At 63.1% G+C, this 19,340-nt stretch carries 16 protein-coding genes; 3 read left to right on the top strand and 13 right to left on the bottom strand.

The genetic code is table 11. The annotated features are described in order from the left end of the window. Position 1: 1 nt before the first annotated feature. The gene (locus BE0216_RS10010; protein ID WP_072723600.1) at positions 2-646 is read left to right on the top strand and encodes a tRNA (cytidine(34)-2'-O)-methyltransferase; all 645 of its coding nucleotides are present in this window, start codon (positions 2-4) and stop codon (positions 644-646) included. Between the two features lie 185 nt (positions 647-831). Here BE0216_RS10010 and BE0216_RS10005 read toward each other — a convergent pair whose 3' ends face one another. From BE0216_RS10005 to BE0216_RS09980, 6 genes are all read right to left on the bottom strand, one after another. Beyond that, a complete protein-coding gene (locus BE0216_RS10005; protein ID WP_094636542.1) occupies positions 832-2,196 on the bottom strand; it encodes a PFL family protein in 1,365 nt (454 codons plus the stop codon). A 20-nt stretch (positions 2,197-2,216) separates the two neighbouring features. Further along, positions 2,217-2,489, bottom strand: a complete 273-nt coding sequence (locus BE0216_RS10000) for an ACT domain-containing protein (protein ID WP_094636541.1) — start codon at positions 2,487-2,489, stop codon at positions 2,217-2,219. 62 nt (positions 2,490-2,551) lie between these two features. Continuing rightward, entirely contained in the window at positions 2,552-3,322 is a 771-nt protein-coding gene (locus tag BE0216_RS09995) for a potassium channel family protein (RefSeq protein WP_158217190.1), read from the bottom strand. Between the two features lie 151 nt (positions 3,323-3,473). Then, a complete protein-coding gene (locus BE0216_RS09990) occupies positions 3,474-4,430 on the bottom strand; it encodes an alpha/beta hydrolase (RefSeq protein ID WP_226805771.1) in 957 nt (318 codons plus the stop codon). An 18-nt stretch (positions 4,431-4,448) separates the two neighbouring features. Then, complete coding sequence (locus tag BE0216_RS09985) at positions 4,449-6,170, bottom strand: CocE/NonD family hydrolase (RefSeq protein ID WP_094636538.1); 1,722 nt, start codon at positions 6,168-6,170, stop codon at positions 4,449-4,451. A 69-nt stretch (positions 6,171-6,239) separates the two neighbouring features. Next, entirely contained in the window at positions 6,240-7,496 is a 1,257-nt protein-coding gene (locus BE0216_RS09980; RefSeq protein WP_193042857.1) for an MFS transporter, read from the bottom strand. 312 nt (positions 7,497-7,808) lie between these two features. Here BE0216_RS09980 and BE0216_RS09975 point away from each other — a divergent pair, with 312 nt between their 5' ends. After that, entirely contained in the window at positions 7,809-8,432 is a 624-nt protein-coding gene (locus BE0216_RS09975) for a TetR/AcrR family transcriptional regulator (RefSeq protein WP_094636537.1), read from the top strand. Positions 8,433-8,519: 87 nt separating this feature from the next. Here the strand turns inward: BE0216_RS09975 and galK are convergent, their stop codons facing one another. Genes galK through BE0216_RS09960 form a run of 3 tightly spaced genes read right to left on the bottom strand, consistent with a single transcriptional unit; the run spans position 8,520 to position 11,844 of the window. Beyond that, entirely contained in the window at positions 8,520-9,767 is a 1,248-nt protein-coding gene (gene galK, locus BE0216_RS09970) for a galactokinase (RefSeq protein WP_094636536.1), read from the bottom strand. Positions 9,768-9,784: 17 nt separating this feature from the next. Continuing rightward, entirely contained in the window at positions 9,785-11,035 is a 1,251-nt protein-coding gene (gene galT, locus BE0216_RS09965; RefSeq protein ID WP_094636535.1) for a galactose-1-phosphate uridylyltransferase, read from the bottom strand. A gap of 5 nt (positions 11,036-11,040) precedes the next feature. Further along, positions 11,041-11,844, bottom strand: a complete 804-nt coding sequence (locus tag BE0216_RS09960) for a DeoR/GlpR family DNA-binding transcription regulator (protein ID WP_072723585.1) — start codon at positions 11,842-11,844, stop codon at positions 11,041-11,043. A 238-nt stretch (positions 11,845-12,082) separates the two neighbouring features. On the opposite strand from BE0216_RS09960, the gene BE0216_RS09955 reads away from it, so the two are divergent. Next, entirely contained in the window at positions 12,083-13,231 is a 1,149-nt protein-coding gene (locus tag BE0216_RS09955; protein ID WP_094636626.1) for a quinone-dependent dihydroorotate dehydrogenase, read from the top strand. Between the two features lie 13 nt (positions 13,232-13,244). Here the strand turns inward: BE0216_RS09955 and BE0216_RS09950 are convergent, their stop codons facing one another. From BE0216_RS09950 to BE0216_RS09935, 4 genes are all read right to left on the bottom strand, one after another. Further along, the gene (locus BE0216_RS09950) at positions 13,245-14,639 is read right to left on the bottom strand and encodes an NADH:flavin oxidoreductase/NADH oxidase (RefSeq protein WP_094636534.1); all 1,395 of its coding nucleotides are present in this window, start codon (positions 14,637-14,639) and stop codon (positions 13,245-13,247) included. A gap of 173 nt (positions 14,640-14,812) precedes the next feature. Next, a complete protein-coding gene (locus BE0216_RS09945; RefSeq protein ID WP_094636533.1) occupies positions 14,813-17,080 on the bottom strand; it encodes a transglycosylase domain-containing protein in 2,268 nt (755 codons plus the stop codon). A gap of 143 nt (positions 17,081-17,223) precedes the next feature. Then, the gene (locus BE0216_RS09940; protein ID WP_094636532.1) at positions 17,224-17,943 is read right to left on the bottom strand and encodes a Crp/Fnr family transcriptional regulator; all 720 of its coding nucleotides are present in this window, start codon (positions 17,941-17,943) and stop codon (positions 17,224-17,226) included. A 146-nt stretch (positions 17,944-18,089) separates the two neighbouring features. Continuing rightward, on the bottom strand, positions 18,090-19,250 hold the full coding sequence (locus tag BE0216_RS09935) for a lipoate--protein ligase family protein (RefSeq protein ID WP_094636531.1): 1,161 nt from the start codon (positions 19,248-19,250) through the stop codon (positions 18,090-18,092). Between the last annotated feature and the right edge of the window lie 90 nt (positions 19,251-19,340).

Genomic DNA, 19,340 nt, shown 5'->3' with positions numbered 1-19,340 from the left:
TATGACGAACGATATGAAACGCCCTGAGGAATCCCAAGTCGGCAAGATGTTCGAATACGGCTACCGCAAATCGAATTACGGCCCGGACGAATTGGTGACCGACGCGCACGGCAATCCGATCTCCGTGGTCGACGCCATGCTCACGGCGGAGAAGGCCGCGGCGACGGAAACCGTGACGCCCCATCTGTGCTATTACTCGCCGCGCATTCCCGGCAACACCGGTTCCGCGATCCGCCTGTGCGCGGTGACCGGAACGATCCTGCATCTGGTGGAGCCGTTGGGGTTCAACCTGCGCGACACCAAGCTGCGCCGGGCCGGCCTCGACTATCACGATATGGCGCATGTGGTGCTGCATCCGAATTTCGACAACCTCGTCGAATCGATGCCGAACTCGCGTATCATCGCGTTCACCGCCCATGCCACCAAGCTCTACACCGAGGTGGAGTACCGTCCGACCGATATTCTGCTGTTCGGCCCGGAGCCGGGAGACATTCCCGATCCGATGGATATCATGGCCGGCCCGCATGTGGCCGAGCAGGTGCGCCTGCCGATGCGCCCGAGCCTGCGCTCTCTGAATCTCACCAACTGCGCGTCGATCGCCATCTACGAAGCATGGCGTCAGCTGAATTTCGCCGGCGGGAAATAGTCGTAATCGAGTTTGGTGTGTCCGAACTCGCAATAATGCCCTTTTCTCCGTCATCCCGAGCGAAGCCCGCAGGGCGGAGTCGAGGGATCTCTAACCTTTGGGATCCCTCGACTCCGCTCGGGATGACACACAACATGCCCGGCGTCCTGCGCTCGGGATGACGCACGACGAATAGACGTCGTGCGTCAGTTCTTGAAGCTGTGGATCGGGGCGGGGATGCGGCCGCCGCGGGTCACGAACGCCTCGCAGCTCGTCTGGTTCACCGGCATGATCGGCGCATAGCCCATCAGGCCGCCGAAGTTCGCCATCTCGCCCACGCCCTTGCCTTCGACCGGAATGATGCGCACGGCGGTGGTCTTCTGGTTCACCATGCCGATGGCCGCCTCGTCGGCGATGATGCCGGAGATGGTCGAAGCGGTGGTGTCGCCCGGAATCGCGATCATATCGAGGCCGACCGAACACACGCAGGTCATGGCCTCGAGCTTCTCAATCGTCAGGCATCCGGCACCGGCCGCGTCGATCATGTTCTTGTCTTCGGAGACCGGGATGAACGCGCCGGACAGGCCGCCGACATATGAGGAGGCCATGATGCCTCCCTTCTTCACCTGGTCGTTGAGCATGGCGAGAGCCGCGGTGGTGCCGGGCGCGCCGACCTGTTCCAGACCGATCTTCTCGAGCACCTCGCCCACCGAATCGCCCACGGCCGGGGTCGGCGCGAGGGAAAGGTCGATGATGCCGAACGGAATGCCGAGGCGACGCGACGCTTCCTGCGCGACCAGCTGGCCCACACGCGTGATCTTGAACGCGGTGCGCTTGATCGTCTCGCACAGGAATTCGAAATCCTTGCCCTTGGCCGCGTCGAGCGCGCGGGAGACCACGCCGGGACCGGAGACGCCGACGTTGATCACGGCGTCGCCTTCGGTCACGCCATGGAAGCCGCCGGCCATGAACGGGTTGTCGTCGGGCACGTTGCAGAAGGCCACGAATTTCACGCACCCGTAGGAATCGTTGTCGCGGGTGGCGTAGGCGATGTCTTTGACGATATGGCCGAGCAGTTCCACCGCGTTCATGTCGATGCCGGTTTTGGTGGAGCCGACGTTGACGGACGAGCAGACGATGTCGGTTTCGCTCAGCGCCTGCGGCAGCGAGCGGATCAGCAGCTCCTCGGCCGGGGTCATCGACTTGGAGACGAGCGCGGAGTAGCCGCCGATCAGGTCGACGCCGACCTCTTTGGCCGCACGGTCAAGCGCGTGCGCGATTTTCACGAAGTCCTCGGAGGTTGTGCACGAGCTCGCGCCGACCAGCGAGATGGGGGTGACGGTGATGCGCTTGTTCACGATCGGAATGCCGTAATCGCGTTCGATGGCCTGTCCGGTGGAGACGAGGTCGCGCGCGTAGGTGGTGATTTTGCGGTAGATGTTGTCGCACACCTCGTCCACGGTGTCGGCCGCGCAGTCGAGCAGGCTGATGCCCATGGTGATGGTGCGCACGTCGAGCTTCTCCTGCTCGATCATCTGATTGGTCTCGTGGACCTCCATGATGTTCAGCATGGTTCGTTCCTTTCGAGACGTCAGATGCGGTGCATCTTCGTGAAGATCTCTTCGCGCTGGCAGCGGATGCGCACGCCGATCTGCTCGCCCAGCTGGTCGAGCTCGTCGACGATGGTGCCGAACTCCTCGTCGGCCTCGGTCACGTCGACAATCATCATCATGTTGAAGAATCCGTCGATAATGGTCTGCGAGATGTCGAGCACGTTGATCTTGCGCTCGGACAGGTAGGTGCAGACGCGCGCGATGATGCCGACCGTGTCCTGGCCGACCACGGTGATGATTGCCTTGTTCATGGAGGTTTCTCTCCCACTTCGAAATATATGTGTGGACTCGTTCAGTATAGTAGAGGCCGGGATTATCGCATCCGTTTGTGCAGTTCGCCCACGCGGTCGGACAGCATCTCCAGCTTGCGTTCGATTTTGTCGGCCTGGGCGGTGGTGACGGGCGCGGTTTTGTCGCCGTTGAGGCTGATCTCCTTGATCACCCACGCGGCGCAGGCACCGGTGATCACACCGATCAGGGCGATGCCGGCGATCACCACCGCCACCGTGATGAGTTTGCCTTCGGCCGTCACCGGATAGTATTCGCCGTATCCGATGGTGGTCACGGACACGAAGGCCCACCACAGCGCGTCCGTGTAGTTGTCGATCGACGCGCCGGGCACGCCGCGTTCCGCCTCGAGCACCAGCAGCGCTCCGGTGGAGAGCAGCAGCGCGCCCGCGCAGGCGATGTAGATGTTGATATGCCCGCGCACCCAGGAGAGCGAGCCGCGGTGCAGCGCGTACAGCGCCGCCACCACGCGCACGAAGCGCAGGCCGGGGATCAGCGGGGCGACCAGGATCAGCAGGCCGAGGATATGCTTGCTCATCCACTTCCAGCTGTGTTCGGCCACGTACATGGTCAGTATGTAGTCCACCGCATAGAACACCCACAACAGGTTGAGCAGGATTTCGATGCCCAGCGAGACGCCCGCGGGCGGCTGGCAGATCACGTCGACCGCATACAGCGCCAGGAACGCGACCGCCGAGCCGAGCAGCGCCCACCGGTTGCTCCGATCCCATTCGGCCATCGGCATGTCATGCAGAATCCGCGGCACCCGTTTGGCCCATTTCACCAGACTCGTCATCAGCTTCATAGAAGACCACTGTATACAAACGAGGCTCCTGTTCGAGAAGGAATCAACAAAACCTTCCCCAACAGGAGCCCTAGGTTCAGACCGCCCTAGGCCTCGCGCTGAGCCGTGATGGAGAATCAGCGGATTCTCCCAAACCACGAAACTACGCGCAGTATGTGTTGCAGAAATCCGCGATGTCGGCGATGGCCTCGCGCGCCTCGCTCGCTCCCGGATCGCCGGCCTGGGTGATGTTGAACACGTGACCGAGCGGCCGTTCGCCGCCGCGCGCCCACACCTTCATCGCATGGTCGCGGTGGCGGGCATGGAGGATGCGCGCCAGCTCATAGCTGTTGTCGGCGATGAAATCCTCCACACTGGTGACCATATACACCGGTGGCAGCCCCTCGCCCGCATCCACCACCAGCTTGTCCAAATCCAGATAGGGGTTCATCATCACATGGTCGCCGGGCGTCTGGAAGTAGCCACGCCCGTAATACGACAGCGCGGTGGCATGCACGCCGCCGGACAGGCGGAACATGCCCGAGGTGACCGCGAGCGCGCGCACGTCGATGGCGCACGGCTTCACGCCCAATGCCGCGGCCAATTGCGCGGAGCCGTTCGCCGCGCACAGGTACAGCGCCAACGCTCCTCCGGCCGAGTCGCCCGTGACGCACACCCTGCTCGTATCCAGCCCGTATTCGGCTCCGTGGGCCGCGACCCACTCGAGCACCGCCATCGCATCCTTCAGCTGAGAGGGGAAGCTCACCGTCGGCACCAGCCGATAGTTGGCGTTCACCACGGCGAAGCCCCGCGCCGCCAGCAGCATGTCGCGACATTCGTTGTTCTCTTTGTTGCCGTAGTACAGGCCGCCGCCGTGGAAGTCCACGATCACCGGCAACGGGCTGTCGGCCGGCGAATCGGCGGGCTTGTAGATATCCAGCAGGTGGGCGGTTTTCGCCTCGTCGTCGACCGCGCCGTCCTGATTCCCCGTATAGGGCAGGTCCTTGATGCGTTCCACGCCGTCCGGCAGCTTCTGCGCCGCCAGATGGGGAGCGTCGCCTTTGGCCATGGCGGCGGCGTTGCCCGCGAACAGATTCAATACTTCCTGATCGATCATCATTAATCCTTTCTACGGTATTCACATTCGGTCGGCGGTTGTGATCGGCAGCACCACCGCCGACGGGGTGGCCGCTCCCATATGGATGGTTTGGCGCGCGGTCACCGCCTCACGCTGCGCGCTCCACAGTCCGGCGGTGTTCGTATGCACGGAGTATTGCGGGAAGTCGGATGATGAGATGTCGCATCGGATGCGTGAGCCGGCGGGCACCTTCCAGCAGATGTCCCACATGTCGACGCTCACCCGCCGCACTTCGCCGGGCGTGTAGTCGGGCGCGTCGGGATCGTCCAAGGCGAGGGTGGTGATGGAGCTGCGGTAGTTGCGCGCCGTGCCGTCCGGGTCCACGCACATCAGTTTGGCCGTGAACGCGGTGTCGGCGGCGGAGCTGGACACGTACAGTTCCACGCGGATCGCCCCTTGGATGTGCAGATCCTCGTCGAGCGGCTGCGACACGAAGCTCAGCACGTCGTCGCGGTAGCCGGACCGCGGCTGGATGCGCGCGCCGATCTCGCCCATTGTGGTCAGCAGCGCCTCCCCGCCGCGGGTGGGCACCGGGTCGTTGGGATCGTAGTCGTATTCCAGCGCGCCTTCCGCCGGCGGAGCGAGGGTCAGCTCGTTCTCGCCGCACGCGTCCTTATTCCGCCCGACGGCCAGGTACAGCCTGACTTCGCCGCTTCCGGCGGCATCGCCGGCGTCGAGCGGCCAATGATCCGTGGTGTGCCATGAGTCGTCGCCGATTTCGTAGTATTCCACCTTGCGGCGCGGAGTTTGGCGTCGTTTGAGCGTCAGGTCGAACCATTCGAGCGCGGCCGGCACTTCGGTGGCGTCGAGTCCGCTCGGTTCCAGTCCTTCCAGCGGATTGAGGAAGTAATGGTTCCAACAGCCGATGCGCAGCCAGGAATGCTCCTTGGCCTGCGGGTTGAGGCTCCGGTATCCGGTGAGTGCGCTGCCGAGATGGTGGTCGAACCACCCTTCGTGGATGAACATGGGCACCGTGACCTTCGCGGGGATGGATTTGAGCAGCCCCCAGAAACCCTCGTCCCAGTAGGGGTCGTCTCCTCGCGGATGGCTGATCCAGTCGCGGTACCAGTCCAACCGGCCGCCCCACATGTCCTCGTCCACACTCAGTTGGGGACGGTGGAGCGCGGATTGCAGGTAGTCGGCCTCCACCGGATGTCCCGCGTTCTGCATAGCCCACGCGGTCAGCACGTCGCAACGGAACGCGCCTTTCTGGTATGCGGAGGCGAAACGGTCGGTGCCGTAGTGGTTGGCGCAGATGGACGCCACTTTGGGGGTGGTGATGTCGGCCACCACCCAGCATGTCAGCGCCAGGTACGAGGTGCCCCACAGGCCGACCACATCGACCCAGTCCCGCTCCTCAAGCCAGGCGAGCAGATCCGCGCCGTCGTCGCGTTCGTTGACGTTCGGCTCCCACTCGCCACCGGAGGTGTGGGTGCCGCGGCACCATTCGCACACCATCGCGTATCCCCGACGCGCCAACTCCTCGCCGTGCAGCTCCCACAGCGGCACCTGCTGCGGGTATGGGCACCGCACCACAATCGTGGGGTACGGACCCGGCATCGCGGGCGTGTAGATGTCGGCCGTCAATTCCACGCCGTCGCGGCAGACAACCGTCTCGGTGCGTTTGGGATCGGCCTCGCATACGGGCGCGTAGGCGGACTGTTCGTATTGCCGGCGGATGTTCGCCAGATAGTTGTTCATGAATTCATCGGCATCGCTCATTGCGGCTCCTTGTGATGGGTCGTCCGTCATGCGCGGATGGCGGTTGTCCGGCCGATCCGCGCGCCGGTTTCATCGGTTGGTGCGCGCGTCCTTGGCGGGACGCAGTTTGTAGGCCATGATGGCCGCCGCGGCGGCGATCACATAGAACGCGACATTGCCCACCAGTGACGGCAGGTAGCTGCCGGTCAGGTCGTACACGGCGCCGTGCGCGGTGCCGGCGATGGCCGAGGCGACCGAGCCGAACACGGAGACCACGCTCAGAATCGTGGCGTAGTCCTTCTGGCCGAAGAACTGGCGGATCATCCAAGGCAGGGCCACCAGCACCACGCCTTGGCCGAGTCCTGCGAGGAATCCGGCGATGGTGGCGGGCGTCACGGCTCCGGACAGCGCCATCAATCCCCAGCCGATAAGACCAACGGCGGCGTAGATAAGGATCACCAGCTCGGTTTTCATACGGTCGAGCAGCATGCCGATGGTCGCCTTGCCCACCGCGGCGCCGAGCATGATGCCGGAGACCACCAGCGAACCCTGCTCCAACGTCAGGCCCTGCGCCACCTCATGGCCGGAAACGTGCTGCACCATGGCGGCCACCACCTGCAGCAGCACGGAGACCACGACCAGCAGCGCGAACGACTTGGTTTTGAACGCCTGCTTGGCGCTCATGCCGGTGAGTTCGGTCTGTACGCCCCGCTTCTCATCGGCGCTGGCCACATGGCCGTACGCATATTCGTTCCGACTCGCGTCCGGACGGAATTTGAACGCGAAGATCGCGAAAGGCAGGATGCATACCGCCAGCACCAGCGCGGTGATGCGGTATGACGAACGCCAGCCGAGATTGGTGATCCATGCGGAGACGATGGGGTTGAAGATCATGCCGCCGATGCCGCTGATGCCCAGGGCGATGCCCATCGCCAAGCCGAGTTTGTCTTCGAACCAGTTGGTGAGCAGCACGCTGGGAGCCAGGGAGATCGGGATGACGTATGCGACGCCCATCAGCGCAAACGACACGTAGAACTGCCACAGTTGGGTGAAGAACGACTGGAGGAGGAACAGCAGCGCGACCACGGTGATGCAGACGGAGATCAGCACGCGCGAGTCGACGCGTTTCATGATGCCGCCGGCCAGCAGCATCGTCGGCATGGCGGCGATGGCCATAATCGACGAGGCCAACGCGATCTGCGCGCGGGAGATGCCCAGCTCTTCGCACAGCGGGGTGTAATACAGGCCGGCCGTGTTGACGATCAGGCCGAAACCGACGAGCGAAAGCACGCAGCATCCGGCGAACACCAGCCACGGCCTCCAGTTGGTTTTGTGTTGTGACGACATATGAACCTCCATGTTCATGCGCGGTTTTTCCGCATATATGCGCGGGTCGGACCGGTGGTCCGCCCGCCCTTCGCGCCGGACAGCCTTGCCCGGCACGGCACCGTGGTCGATCGGTGACGCATCGCTGCGATACGACCGTCACCTTCGCGGTACTCGCTTCCTCTTGGTAAGTAAGTACTTACTTACCAATGTGGATTAGAATAATACGAGGAGGAAATCTTGTCAACGCGTGTCGTCGACGACGGGTCCGCCCCGCCGTCGGAGGCGCGGCGACTATATTGATGAAGACAGAGGCACACGAGGAGAGGCACCATGAGAAAACAACGTTCCCAACGGGTCAAGGACATCACGCAGGCGGCGATGGAGGTGCTGTCGGAACGCGGCTTCTACGGCATGACCATCCAGGAGGTCGCGGACCGCACCGGACTCAGCCAGGCGGGAATACTGAAATACGTCAAGAACAAAAACGGACTGCTTTCGCTCATCCTCGAAGAATACGACGAACACGGCAACGGGAATATGGGCAAGCAGTATCTGGATGACAAGCTCTCCCTATCCAAGGAGGAGCTGGAGCGCTCGCCGGCGCTGATGCCAGAATGGTACCGCATCATCGCGCAGGAAAGCCTACGCAATCCCATGCTCACACAGCTCTATATCGTGCTGCGCGCCGAAGCGCTGGACCCCCACCATCCAGCCCATGACTACTTCGCCCAACGAGGAGAGCGGCTGCGCGAAGAAGTCGGACGCTTCCCATGGAAACTGCCTCCGGAATTCTCCACACCGCAATCGATAGCGCTGCTGTCCATGACGGTGGGCTCGGCGATGGAGGGCTTGCAGTCCCGCTGGCTCGGCGAGCCCAACATCGATCTGCTCGACACCTGGGCGCAATACGAGAACATCCTCTTCCCGCTCCCCCACTGGCAGGGCTATCGCTAGCTCCCTCCGCGTCACACGCCCTTTCGGACGCCGCACAACAAAACGCCCTCCGTCTGAGACGGAGGGCAATGTCGTTACCGTAACTCACTATTCGCGTGACGCACTCGGCGCTGCATACGCAGCCAGTGCGCGCGGTGCGTGGAAGCCTTGACGTTCGAATTCGTCGGCGATAAGCTGGGCGACCTCCTGGGAGCGGCCCTTATCCACCAGCGCGATGATGGAGCCGCCGAAGCCGCCGCCGGTCATACGCGCGCCGTACGCGCCGTTCTTGCGGGCCACGTCCACGGCGATGTCGAGTTCGGGAACCGTCACCTCATAATCCGCGGCGAGCGAATCGTGCGAGGCGTTGAACAGGCGTCCGGACGCTTCGATGTCGCCCTGTGCGAAGGCGCGCACGAAGGAGCGCACGCGTTCGATTTCGGTGACCACGTGGCGCACGCGCTTCTTCATGGTCTCGTCGTCCAGCGCGTCCAAGGTCTCCTTCAATGCCTGGAATTGGTCGTCCGCTTTGGCGATGCCGTCGGCGGCGACGCGCAGGTTGGCCACGCCGAGGATGCGCGCGGCTTCCTCGCAGGTGGCGCGGCGCTGCGCGTACTGGCCGTCGTTAAGCTGGTGCGGCGCTTGGGTGTCGACCACGAGCAGTTCGAGTCCGTGGGCGTTCAGATCGAAAACCTGCTGGGAGACGTTCTCCAGCGCGGTCAGCTCCGGACGGCAGTCGAGCAGCAGCGCGTGTCCTGGAGTGCAGCGCATGGAGGCGGACTGGTCGAGGCCGCCCGTGGAGGCGCCGGCCATTTCGTTCTCCGACTTGATGGCGGCGTTGATCAGGGTCACGCGTCCCGCATCGGACGAGCCATATCCCAAGCCGTACACCTCGTCCAAGGCCAGCGCGGTGGAGCAGGTCATGGCGGCGGACGAGCTCAGGCCCGAGCCCAGCGGCACGCAGGAGGCGAAGGCCGCGTCGAAGCCCTGCACCTGGTCGAATCCGGCCTCGCGCAACGCCCACGCCACACCCACCGGATAGGCGACCCAACCGTCGACGCCGCCGGCGGCGAGTCCGTCGAGGTCGGCTTCGGCGACCTGATCGGGCTTCACGTCGGAGACGACATGCACCACGGTGTCCTCGCGCGGAGCGAGGGCGATGAAGGTGCGGTGCGGCAGCGCGATCGGCAGGCACAGGCCCGCGTTGTAGTCGGTGTGCTCGCCGATCAGATTCACGCGACCCGGAGCGGCCCACACGCCGGCGGGCTGCTTGCCGTAGGTCTGCACGAACAGGTCGGTGGCGATGCGCACGCCTTCGTCGTGCGAAAGCGGCGCGATGAATTCAACAGCAGTCATGATGATTCCTTGTGGGGTCAGTCGGCGATGTCGATGGCTCCCAGCTCATGGAAGCGCTGGGCGATGAGTTCGGGGGTGGTGTCGGAGATCCAGGCGGCCATGCCGGATTCGGATCCGGCGAGGTACTTGATTTTGTTGGCGGCGCGGCGGAACGAGAAGAACTGCAGGTTCAGACGGTAGTGCTCGCGGCGCGCGTCGTGGATCGGCGCCTGATGCCACGCGGCGATGTACGGCAGGTCCATGCCCAGGCCGTCGCCCTTGTCGAAGAAGGCGTTGCCTCGCTTGAGCAGCGTGGAGTACATCTGCGCCAGATCCCAGCGTTCCTGGTCGTCGAGCTCGTCGAGCGTGAGCACGTCGCGCACGGGTGCCACATGCACCTCGAGGGGCCAGCGGGCGGCGGCCGGCACGTAGGCGATCCACGAGTGGTTGCGCATCACGATGCGCTCCCCCGCCTCGATCTCGGCGTTCATGATGTCTTTGAGCAGGTTGCCGCCGGTCTTCTCGAAGTAGGCTTCGGTGTGCTTGAGCTCGGTTTCCATCTTGGGGGCGATGAACGGATAGCAGTACACCTGGCCGTGCGGGTGGGCGAGCGAGACGCCGATCTCCTGTCCGTGGTTCTCGAAGGGGAAGATCTGCTCGATGCCGTCCATCTTGGAGATCTCCGCGGTGCGGAAGGCCCAAGCCTCCACGACGGTGCGCAGACGGGTCACGGGCAGGTCGGCGGGCAGGCCGGTTTCGTTCGGGTCGAAGCAGATGACCTCGCAGCGGCCGGCGGCGAGTTTCCTCTCCCACAACGGGTTGCCGTCGATGTATTCCACCGCTTCGGAGCGGCCGGGCACCTTGACCATGGAGGGGAAGCGGTTCTCGAACACCACGACGTTGTAGTCGGTGTCGGGCACCTCGCCGTCCTGGTACGGGTCGCCGGGCTTGCGCGCGGCCAGCGGATTGCCGGTGGCGGTTGCGCCGGGGCCGGCGGTGATTGGGCGGTTCATGCGGGCGGTGGCCATGGGGATCCAGTCGCCGGTCAGCGGGTCGCGGCGCATCTCGGGGGCGGCGTAGGGCACCTCTTCGCCGGCGGCGTTCAGCTGGTTGGAGAAACGGTACGCCAGCTCGCGCGGATCGTTCAGTTCGCGCGTTTTCGCACCGGAGACGTATTCGGGATCGTCGTCCAGATAGAAAAAGTCACGTCCGTCCGCCAGGGTCGTCGGTGTGATGCGGATATGCTCCTTCGCATACGCCCCAGGGGTGTAGTTCGCGAATTGCGACATTGTTGTCACTCACTTTCCTCTTCGGGTTCGCTCTGATGGGCCAGAACGAGTTCTTTCACCAAATCCTTGGTTTTGGCGGCGGAGTCGGGGTCGAGTCCGTCGTCGGTGATCACCGTGTCCACCTGGTCGAAGCGTGCGAACAGCGACAGCGACGTGCAGCTCCACTTCGTATGGTCGGTCAGGATGATCGTGCGGTCGGCGATGTCCATCATCGCCATGTCGGTGGCGGCCTCCAGCGAGTTCGGCATCAGGAAGCCGCGCGGGATGGAGACCGAATGTGTGCCGAGGAACACGGTGTTGACGCGCAGGGACGCGACCACCTTGTCGGCGATGGGGCCCACCAGCGAGTTGGAGCGCGTGATCACGCCTCCGGTGACGATCACCTCGACGTCCTTCGATTCGAGCGCCTGCACCAGCTCGGCCACGGGGATCGAGTTGGTGAGGATGGTGATGCCGCTGGCCTGCTGCGATTCGAGCAGATGCTGGGCGAAGACGTAGGCCGTGGTGCCGCCGCCGATGGCGATCACGTCACCGGGAGCCACGTATTTCACGGCCTCTTGGGCTATGGCGTCCTTCAGGCCGATGTCCATCTGCGATTTGACCGAGAACAACGGCTCGCTCAGCAGAGTGCTGGTGGTCACGGCACCGCCGTGGACGCGTTTGAGCAGGCCTTTGTCGGAGAGTTCGGCGATGTCGCGGCGGATGGTCATCGCTGACACACCCAGCTCCTTCGACAACGCCGTAATGCGCACGGCACCACGCGTGCGCAGTCTGCTCAGAATGAGGTGCTGACGCTGTGACGAAATCATACGAACATTATCGCACATAAAAGCTCATATTTCAAACCCGAATGAGCGATTCTTATAAAATTTGCGTCAACTTTCGCACATGCCCATATTCCATTACAACGCTTTAACCACCGCGAATCAACAAACCTTGAAAACAAGCCGATCCCGACGCGGGCAGACACCCCTATGGTTAAAACGTTGTAAAACCGCGAGGCGAAACCGTTGTAAAAACGGCATCGACCGTGACACAATGGACCTCATGAGTTACGTTTCCGAAAGCTTTTGGCACGACGCCGTCAACAAAGCCACCACCGACCTGTTCACCTTCGGGTATAAGTACATCATCAAGCCGAACTTCGTGTTCAACGTGCCGCCGGACGAGGCGCACGACCGCATGATCACCTTCTGCCAGCTGACCAAGAACATCGCGCCGCTGATGTGGCTCGAGCGCCAGATGCTCAACTACACCGATCCCGTGCTTGAAACCACGGTGATGGGCGTGGACTTCGTCAACCCCTTCGGCCTGTCCGCCGGCCTCGACAAGAACTGCGAGATGCCGGTGCTGCTCGACAACGCCGGATTCGGCTTCGAGACGGTCGGATCCACCACCTCCCGCGTCTGCCCCGGCAACGCCAAGCCGTGGTTCCATCGCCTGCCCGAATACGATTCGATGATGGTGCACGTCGGATTGGCCAACATCGGCTCCGACACGGTGATCGAACGCGCCGAGCAGGCGTGGACCAAGGCCCGCTCCATGCAGATCTCCGTCTCCATCGCCCGCACCAACGATTCGCTCACCGGCGACCTCGCCGAGGGCATCGAGGACTACTGCGTCTCTATGCGCCGCGCCGCCGGCCGCACCGCCATGGTCGAGGTCAACGTCTCCTGCCCCAACACCAAGGCAGGCGAGCCTTTCACCGCCAGCCCCGACAATCTCGACCAGCTGTTCGCCGCGCTCGACCAAATCGACCGCCCTCAGCCCACGCTGGTCAAGCTCCCGCTCAACAAGCCGTGGGCCGAGCTCAAGGACCTGCTCGACGTGCTCGCCGAGCACAACGTGCAGGGCCTGTCCATCGCGAATCTGCAGAAGGACCGCACCGGTCTCGCCATCCCCCACGATTGGGAGGGCGGCCTGTCCGGTGGCCCCACCTACCGCGCCAGCAACGCCCTCATCAGCCAGGTGCGCCGCGAGTACGGCGACCGCTTCGCCATCGCCGGCATCGGCGGCGTCTTCACCCCCGAACAGGCCTATGCCAAGATTCGCGCCGGCGCGGACCTGGTGATGTTCATCAGCGCGCTGATGTACCGCGGCCCGCAGCAGATCACCGTACTCAAGCGCGGTCTGGCCGAGCTGCTCAAGCGCGACGGCTTCGAACACGTCTCCGAAGCCGTCGGCGCGGACCTGTAAGTCGCCTTACGAATCAGTACGTGCCGCGCAGATATTGCGGCGGGTACGGCATGTCGGATGCGCGCACGCCGAGCTTATCGGCGGCGCGCATCGGCCAATAGGGGTCGCGCAGCGCGGCGCGGCCGATTTCGATGGCGTCCGCGTCTCCGGCGCGCAGGATCTTCTCCGCCTGCTTCGCCTTGGTGATCAATCCCACCGCGGTCACCGGAATCCCGACCTTCTCACGCACCTGCTCGGAGAACGGCACCTGGTAATTCGCCTTCACGGGAATCGTCACGCCGTCGATGATGCCGCCGGTGGACACATCCACCAAATCCACGCCATGCCGCTTCATCATGGCGCACACCGCGATCGTCTGGTCCAGATCCCAGCCGCCCGCCGCCCAATCGGTGGCGGAGACGCGCACCAGCAGCGGCATATCCTGCGGTATCGCGGCGCGAACCGCATCCACGATCTCCAGCAGAAAGCGCGCGCGTCCGTTCAGGTCGCCGCCGTATTCATCGTCGCGTTCGTTGCACAGCGGATCGAGGAACTGCGAGATCAGATAGCCATGCGCGGCGTGCAGTTCGATCGCCTGGAAGCCCGCCGCCACCGCACGCCCGGCAGCATAGGCAAACGCGGTCACGATGCCGTGGATCTCGTCCACCCCCAAGGCACGCGGCGTATCCAACGAACCGAACGGGATGGGCGACGGTGCCACCGTGGGCCATCCGCCGGCCTCGGCGGGCACGTTTTCGCGGTCGTACCCCACGGCGAAGCAGCCGGTGGAGGCTTTGCGACCGGCATGGTTGAGCTGGATGGCGGGGACGGCGCCCGCGACCTTGATGCCCTCGACGATCCAACGCCACGACTCGATCTGCCCGTCCTCCCACAGACCCACGTCGCATGGGGAGATACGTCCCTCAGGCGCGACGGCGGTCGACTCGACGATGATCATGCCGAATCCGCCCATCGCACGGGACACGTAATGCTGGTAGTGGAACGGCGTGGGCTTGCCGTCGCGCGCGAACGCCGAATACATGTCCATCGGGGGCAGCCACACGCGGTTGCGCATGGTCACGCCGCGCAGGGTCATTGGCTCGAACAGTTTGACGCCTGCGGCACTCTCCCGCTTTTCGGAGCGCGCGGCCTTCATATCCGGATTTTCCGATTTCGGCTGCGACTTCGGCTTCTTTGCGGCTTTCGCCCGTTTCGCGTCCTTCACACCCTTCTCTTTCTTCCCGCTCTTCGGGTGTTGCGATGATTCCCCGCCACTCCGGGTCTTCGCGCCCTTCGGGCCTTTCGAGTTTTTCGAGCTCTTTGCGCTCTTCGCGGCCGCATCCTGGGCGGCCAGCGTCACCGCCTCCAATTCAGGCACGTCGAAACCCCGAAAATCGAAATTCTCATGCTTCTGGTCGTTCTGCGTCATTGGGCCCTCCGTTTCGATGGCGTCGCCTCGGCACGGACGCCTCTACCCACATATTGTAGACGGGCGTTCACCGCTGTCGGTGAACGCCCGTCGAATACACACCCAACTCAAGATGGGATCCGCCCGTGCCCCAGCGCCATCGCGTCCGAGGCGCAGACCCTCAGCCCTCGGCGTCAGTCATCCTGGTCGTCGGTGGTGCCGTCCGTCGAGTTGGTTGTCGTCGAGTTGCTATTGCTGTTGTTGCTGCGGTTGGTCGTACTGGACTGTGTGGTGCCTTGGATCGAGGTCACCGTGCTGCTGGTCGCCGTGTACTTCGACGACGCCTGTCCGTAATCGTTGTCGATGGCCAGCTGTTTACGCTCCGCATAGGCGTTCATGAATCTTCGCCATGCGGGGGCCGCGATGGTGGAGCCGTCCCAGTACGAGTTGTATACGCCGTTGATGGAGATGTTCTCGATCGCGGTCGAGCCCTGCGCGTCGCCGACGAGCACGAAGGTGGCGATCTCGTTGGGAATGAAACCGCCCGTCGTCACATAGGTGTTGCCGTTCGTACCGGTTTTCGCGAAGGTTTTGCGGCCGTTGTCCAACTGGGCTGAGCCGCCCGCGCCATCCGATCTGACCACGCCCTGGTTGAGTGTGTAGGCCAGTGTCTGGATGATCTCCGGGTCAACCGCCTGATGGCAGTTGGCGGAGGGCACGTCGATGTCGTTGCCGCTCTTGTCGGTCACCTTGGTCATAGCGATCGGATCGCACTGCACGCCGTTGGAGGCGTACACGGCGTAGATGCTGGCCATGGTCAGCGGCGAGACGTTCACCGTGCCGATCAGCATCGACGGCGTGAACGAGGTGCTCTCCTGCAGCGTCGATCCCGTGTAGGCGTCGTGGTAGCCCAGTTCGGTGGCGGTGTCGGCCACCGCGCATAGGCCGATGATCGCACCCATCGAAGCCTGCGTGGTGTTATGCGAACGCACCAGGCCCAGGAATGGGCTTTCCGGATTCGTGGTGCCGCTGCTCAACGCGTTCTGCACCGACCATATCGTCGAACCGCCGTTATAGCCGTCGCAGTCGAATTCCGACTGCGCGTATCGTGTGGTGGTCTGCAGGTTCTCGTTGATCGAGCGCCCCGCCTCCATCCATGCGATCAGGTTGACCGGTTTCCACGAGGATCCGATCGGGAAGCCCGTTCCGCCGCCGTCCACCATATCCACCGCATAGTTGATGGAGGTTTTGGTCGGGTCCGAAGCCGCGTCCGAAGTGGCATCGTATGTTTTGTTGATACCGAATCCCAACACCTCGCCGGTGCCCGGTTTGACCGATGCCATAACGATTTCCATGCCGCTGGCGTCATCCGCGGGAATCGTATTGCGGGCCTCCTCCATCAGCAGGCTGTTCGCGTCGACGTCCAGTGTGGTCACAATCGTCAGACCGCCCTCGTTGAGCAGCTTCTCTCGTTCCTCGGCGGTTTCGCCGAATTCCTCGGAGTTCTCGATTTTGTGCACCACATAATCGCAGAAGAAGGCGTAGTCGCCGGCATCCTGGCAGCCCACCTGCACGTCCTGGATATCGAGCGTGTCGACCAGCGGGGTGTTCACCGCCTCGTCGTGCTCCTCCTGCGTGATGTAACCCTCCTGCAGCATCAAATCAAGCACGATGTTGCGCTGCTGTTCGGCTTCGGCTTGGTTCTCCTCCACCGAGGGATCGTAGTTGCTCGGATTCTTGGTGATGGCGGCGATGGTGGCCGACTGCACGATATTGAGTTCGGAGGCCGTCGTATTGAAGTAACGTTCGGCGGCGGTTTCCACGCCGTACAGGTTGATGCCGAACTGGGCGATGTTCAGATAGCCCTGCAGGATCTCCGCCTTGGAGTAGGTCTTCTCCATCTGCACGGCGATAAGCATCTCGCGGATCTTACGCGCGATGGTGTCTTCCGAAGCGTGGTACTGCGCGATGGGGTCGTTGTCCTCAATCGCCTGCATCAGCAGCACGTTCTTCACATACTGCTGGGTCAGCGAGGATCCGCCCTGCTGGGCGCCGCGGAGCAGATAGGTCTGCACGAACGCGCGGAGCACGCCCTGCACGTCCACGCCGGAATGCTGCCAGAAGCGACGGTCCTCTCGCGCCACCATGGCCTGCTGCATCGGCTCGGAGATGTCCTTCAGCGGCACGACGATGCGGTTCTGGCTGTAGAACTGCGCGATCTCCGTGGTGCCGTCGTTCGCGTACATAATCGACTTCTGCGGCAGACTGGTCACGTCGAAGTCCACGCCTTCCACCTGCAGCGACGGCACGACGGCCCTGGCCACGGTATTGGCGCCGAACACGGCCGGCATGAACAGCAGACTGGCCACCACACCGCCGGACACGGCAAGCACGACATAGGTCAGCATGAGTACGAGCGCGCGATGAACTGTTACAGACTTCTCTTTGGGCATGCTGCTCATTCTAAAGGGGCCGCTCTACCAAGTCCGCCCCCGTAAACACCATCGCGACGAATCGTCACAAGAACCGCACTCTCCTAAAAAATACTGGGAGAAAGCCCGGAATACCGCCAAAGGCGACACAGACCCGATCGGCCGCGGGGACTTCAGCGACGGGAGCGCCGAATCAGCATGCCGGGCTGGTAGATGATGATCGAACGGCCGTCGCGAGCGATCCAACCGCGGTTGGCGAAATCCATCAGCGCCTTGTTCACCGTCTCACGCGACGAGCCGACCAGCTGAGCCATCTCCTCCTGGGTGAGATCATGCGGCACCTTCAATCCGGCTTCGACCGGCTCGCCGAACCGCGAGGCGAGGTTCAGCAGTGTTTTGGCCAAGCGCGCCGGCACATCCATGAACACCAGATCGCAGATGCGTTCGTTGTTGGCCCGCATGCGCCCGGCCAACACCTGCAGCATATCCACCGCCACACGCGGATGCTCATCCAGCCAGGCGAACAGGGCCTCGCGCTCCAAATAGACCACGCGCGTGCCGTAGTTCATCGCGATCGCGGAGGCGGTGCGCGGGCCGCCGCTGGGGTCGAATACCGGAATCTCCCCCAACACCTCACCGGGCGCGTGGATGGACAGCAGCTGAATGCGCTCGTCGTTCGATTGGCGGATCAGCTTCACACGCCCCTCTTCCAGCAGATACATGCGGTGATCGGTGTCGCCTTCGGAAAAGATATAGTCGCCCTTGTCGTATACGGCGGATTGCAGATGAGGAATCAGTTCCTCGGCCTCCTCGGGAGAGACCTGTTTGAACAACGCGGTATGCAGCAGCAGATTCTCCTCCTCAGGAGTCGCGTTCGGCTTCTCCATGCTCATCGCACCGTCCTTGTTCATCGTGATCGGTCAGCGTAGACCGTCCGCCTATTGTATCGCGGCGCATCCATGAAGGTCGATTTTGAATTTGGTGTGTCCGTTTGTCGACAAGGCCCCAAAATCCACACCGAACTCAAGAATCAATCGTTTTATATGAGATCGTCTTCGCGGCCAGGCACACCAAACTCGCCGATCAGGTAATCGACGAGTTCCTCACGGGTGAGTCCCGTCTGGCGTTTGAGCGGATCGACCCGTTTCACGGCGGATTTCACGGCCTTGTCCGACATCTTCTCGCGGCTGGTGTTAAGCACGCGACTCATTTTCCGCGCGTCGATGTCGTAGGAGAGCGTCACATGGTGCAGCACCGCGCCCATGCCGCGGCCGGCATCTTCCAGAGCGCCATCGCAGCCCATACGAGGCCGCGGGAACCGCCGTTGCGCGGCACCGCCGATTTTGCCCGACTGTGAGGCGATGTCGTTCAATCCGCTGAACCGCACGTCGATGTTCAATTTACGCAAGGTTTCGACCAGCCAATGGTCGCACAGACGATAGGATTCCTCGATGTCGATTCCCTCGACGAACCACAGAGGCGCATACAGCGAGTAGGTGAGGGTATTGCCCGGTTCGATGAACATGGCGCCGCCGCCGGTGCAACGGCGTACCACCGAGAAACCCAGTTCGCGCGCAACGTCGAGATTGACCTCGTCGGGTTCGGATTGGAACCGGCCGATCACCACGCATGGCGCGGCCCATTCCCAGAACCGCAACGTCGCGGGCCGCGTGCCGGCAGCGACCTCGCGCGCCCATCGTTCGTCGATGGCCATCTGCTCGGCCGGCAAGCGCGGATGGTCGCGCACCACCACAAGCTCACGCGCCAACGCCTCCCAGCGTTTCCACATATCACTCGCGTTCGTATCGTAGCCGTTCGCGTCATGAACGATCGTGCCACGGGAGTCATCGGCTCCATGGCCGGCGGTTCCATGAACATATCCCGACTGGTTCGTCGCGCGTGCGAACGCGGTTTCGATGGCTTGTGCGTCGGTACCCACAAGCCGCGCCCCGTTATGGCGGGCGATCGTTTCGCCCACCGGTTCTCCGCAAATCAACGCCCGTTCGAGGTCTCGTAACAACGCGTCGCACGCCTCATTCGTTCCCTCGATGAAGAAGTCGCCATCGATACGGCATGACGTCATATGCCCCGCCTCGTCGACATCCACACTGACGGCGACGAGTTTGCCGCCGGGGGTTTTGCATTCTCCTCGCCGCGCGCGCGTCGTTTCCCCACCGAGTTCAGATGTCGTACCAACCATGGCACACCAGCATAGCAACGGGAACGGCCGCCATCCCGATTCTAGGGATGGCGGCCGTTCCCGTGTGGTCGTGTTCGGTATTCAACGTCT

This window comes from Bifidobacterium eulemuris, from assembly GCF_014898155.1.
Lineage (GTDB): Bacteria > Actinomycetota > Actinomycetes > Actinomycetales > Bifidobacteriaceae > Bifidobacterium > Bifidobacterium eulemuris.
The sequence above is the reverse complement of the archived record's forward strand: the minus strand, read 5'-3'. Positions and strand labels throughout refer to the sequence as shown.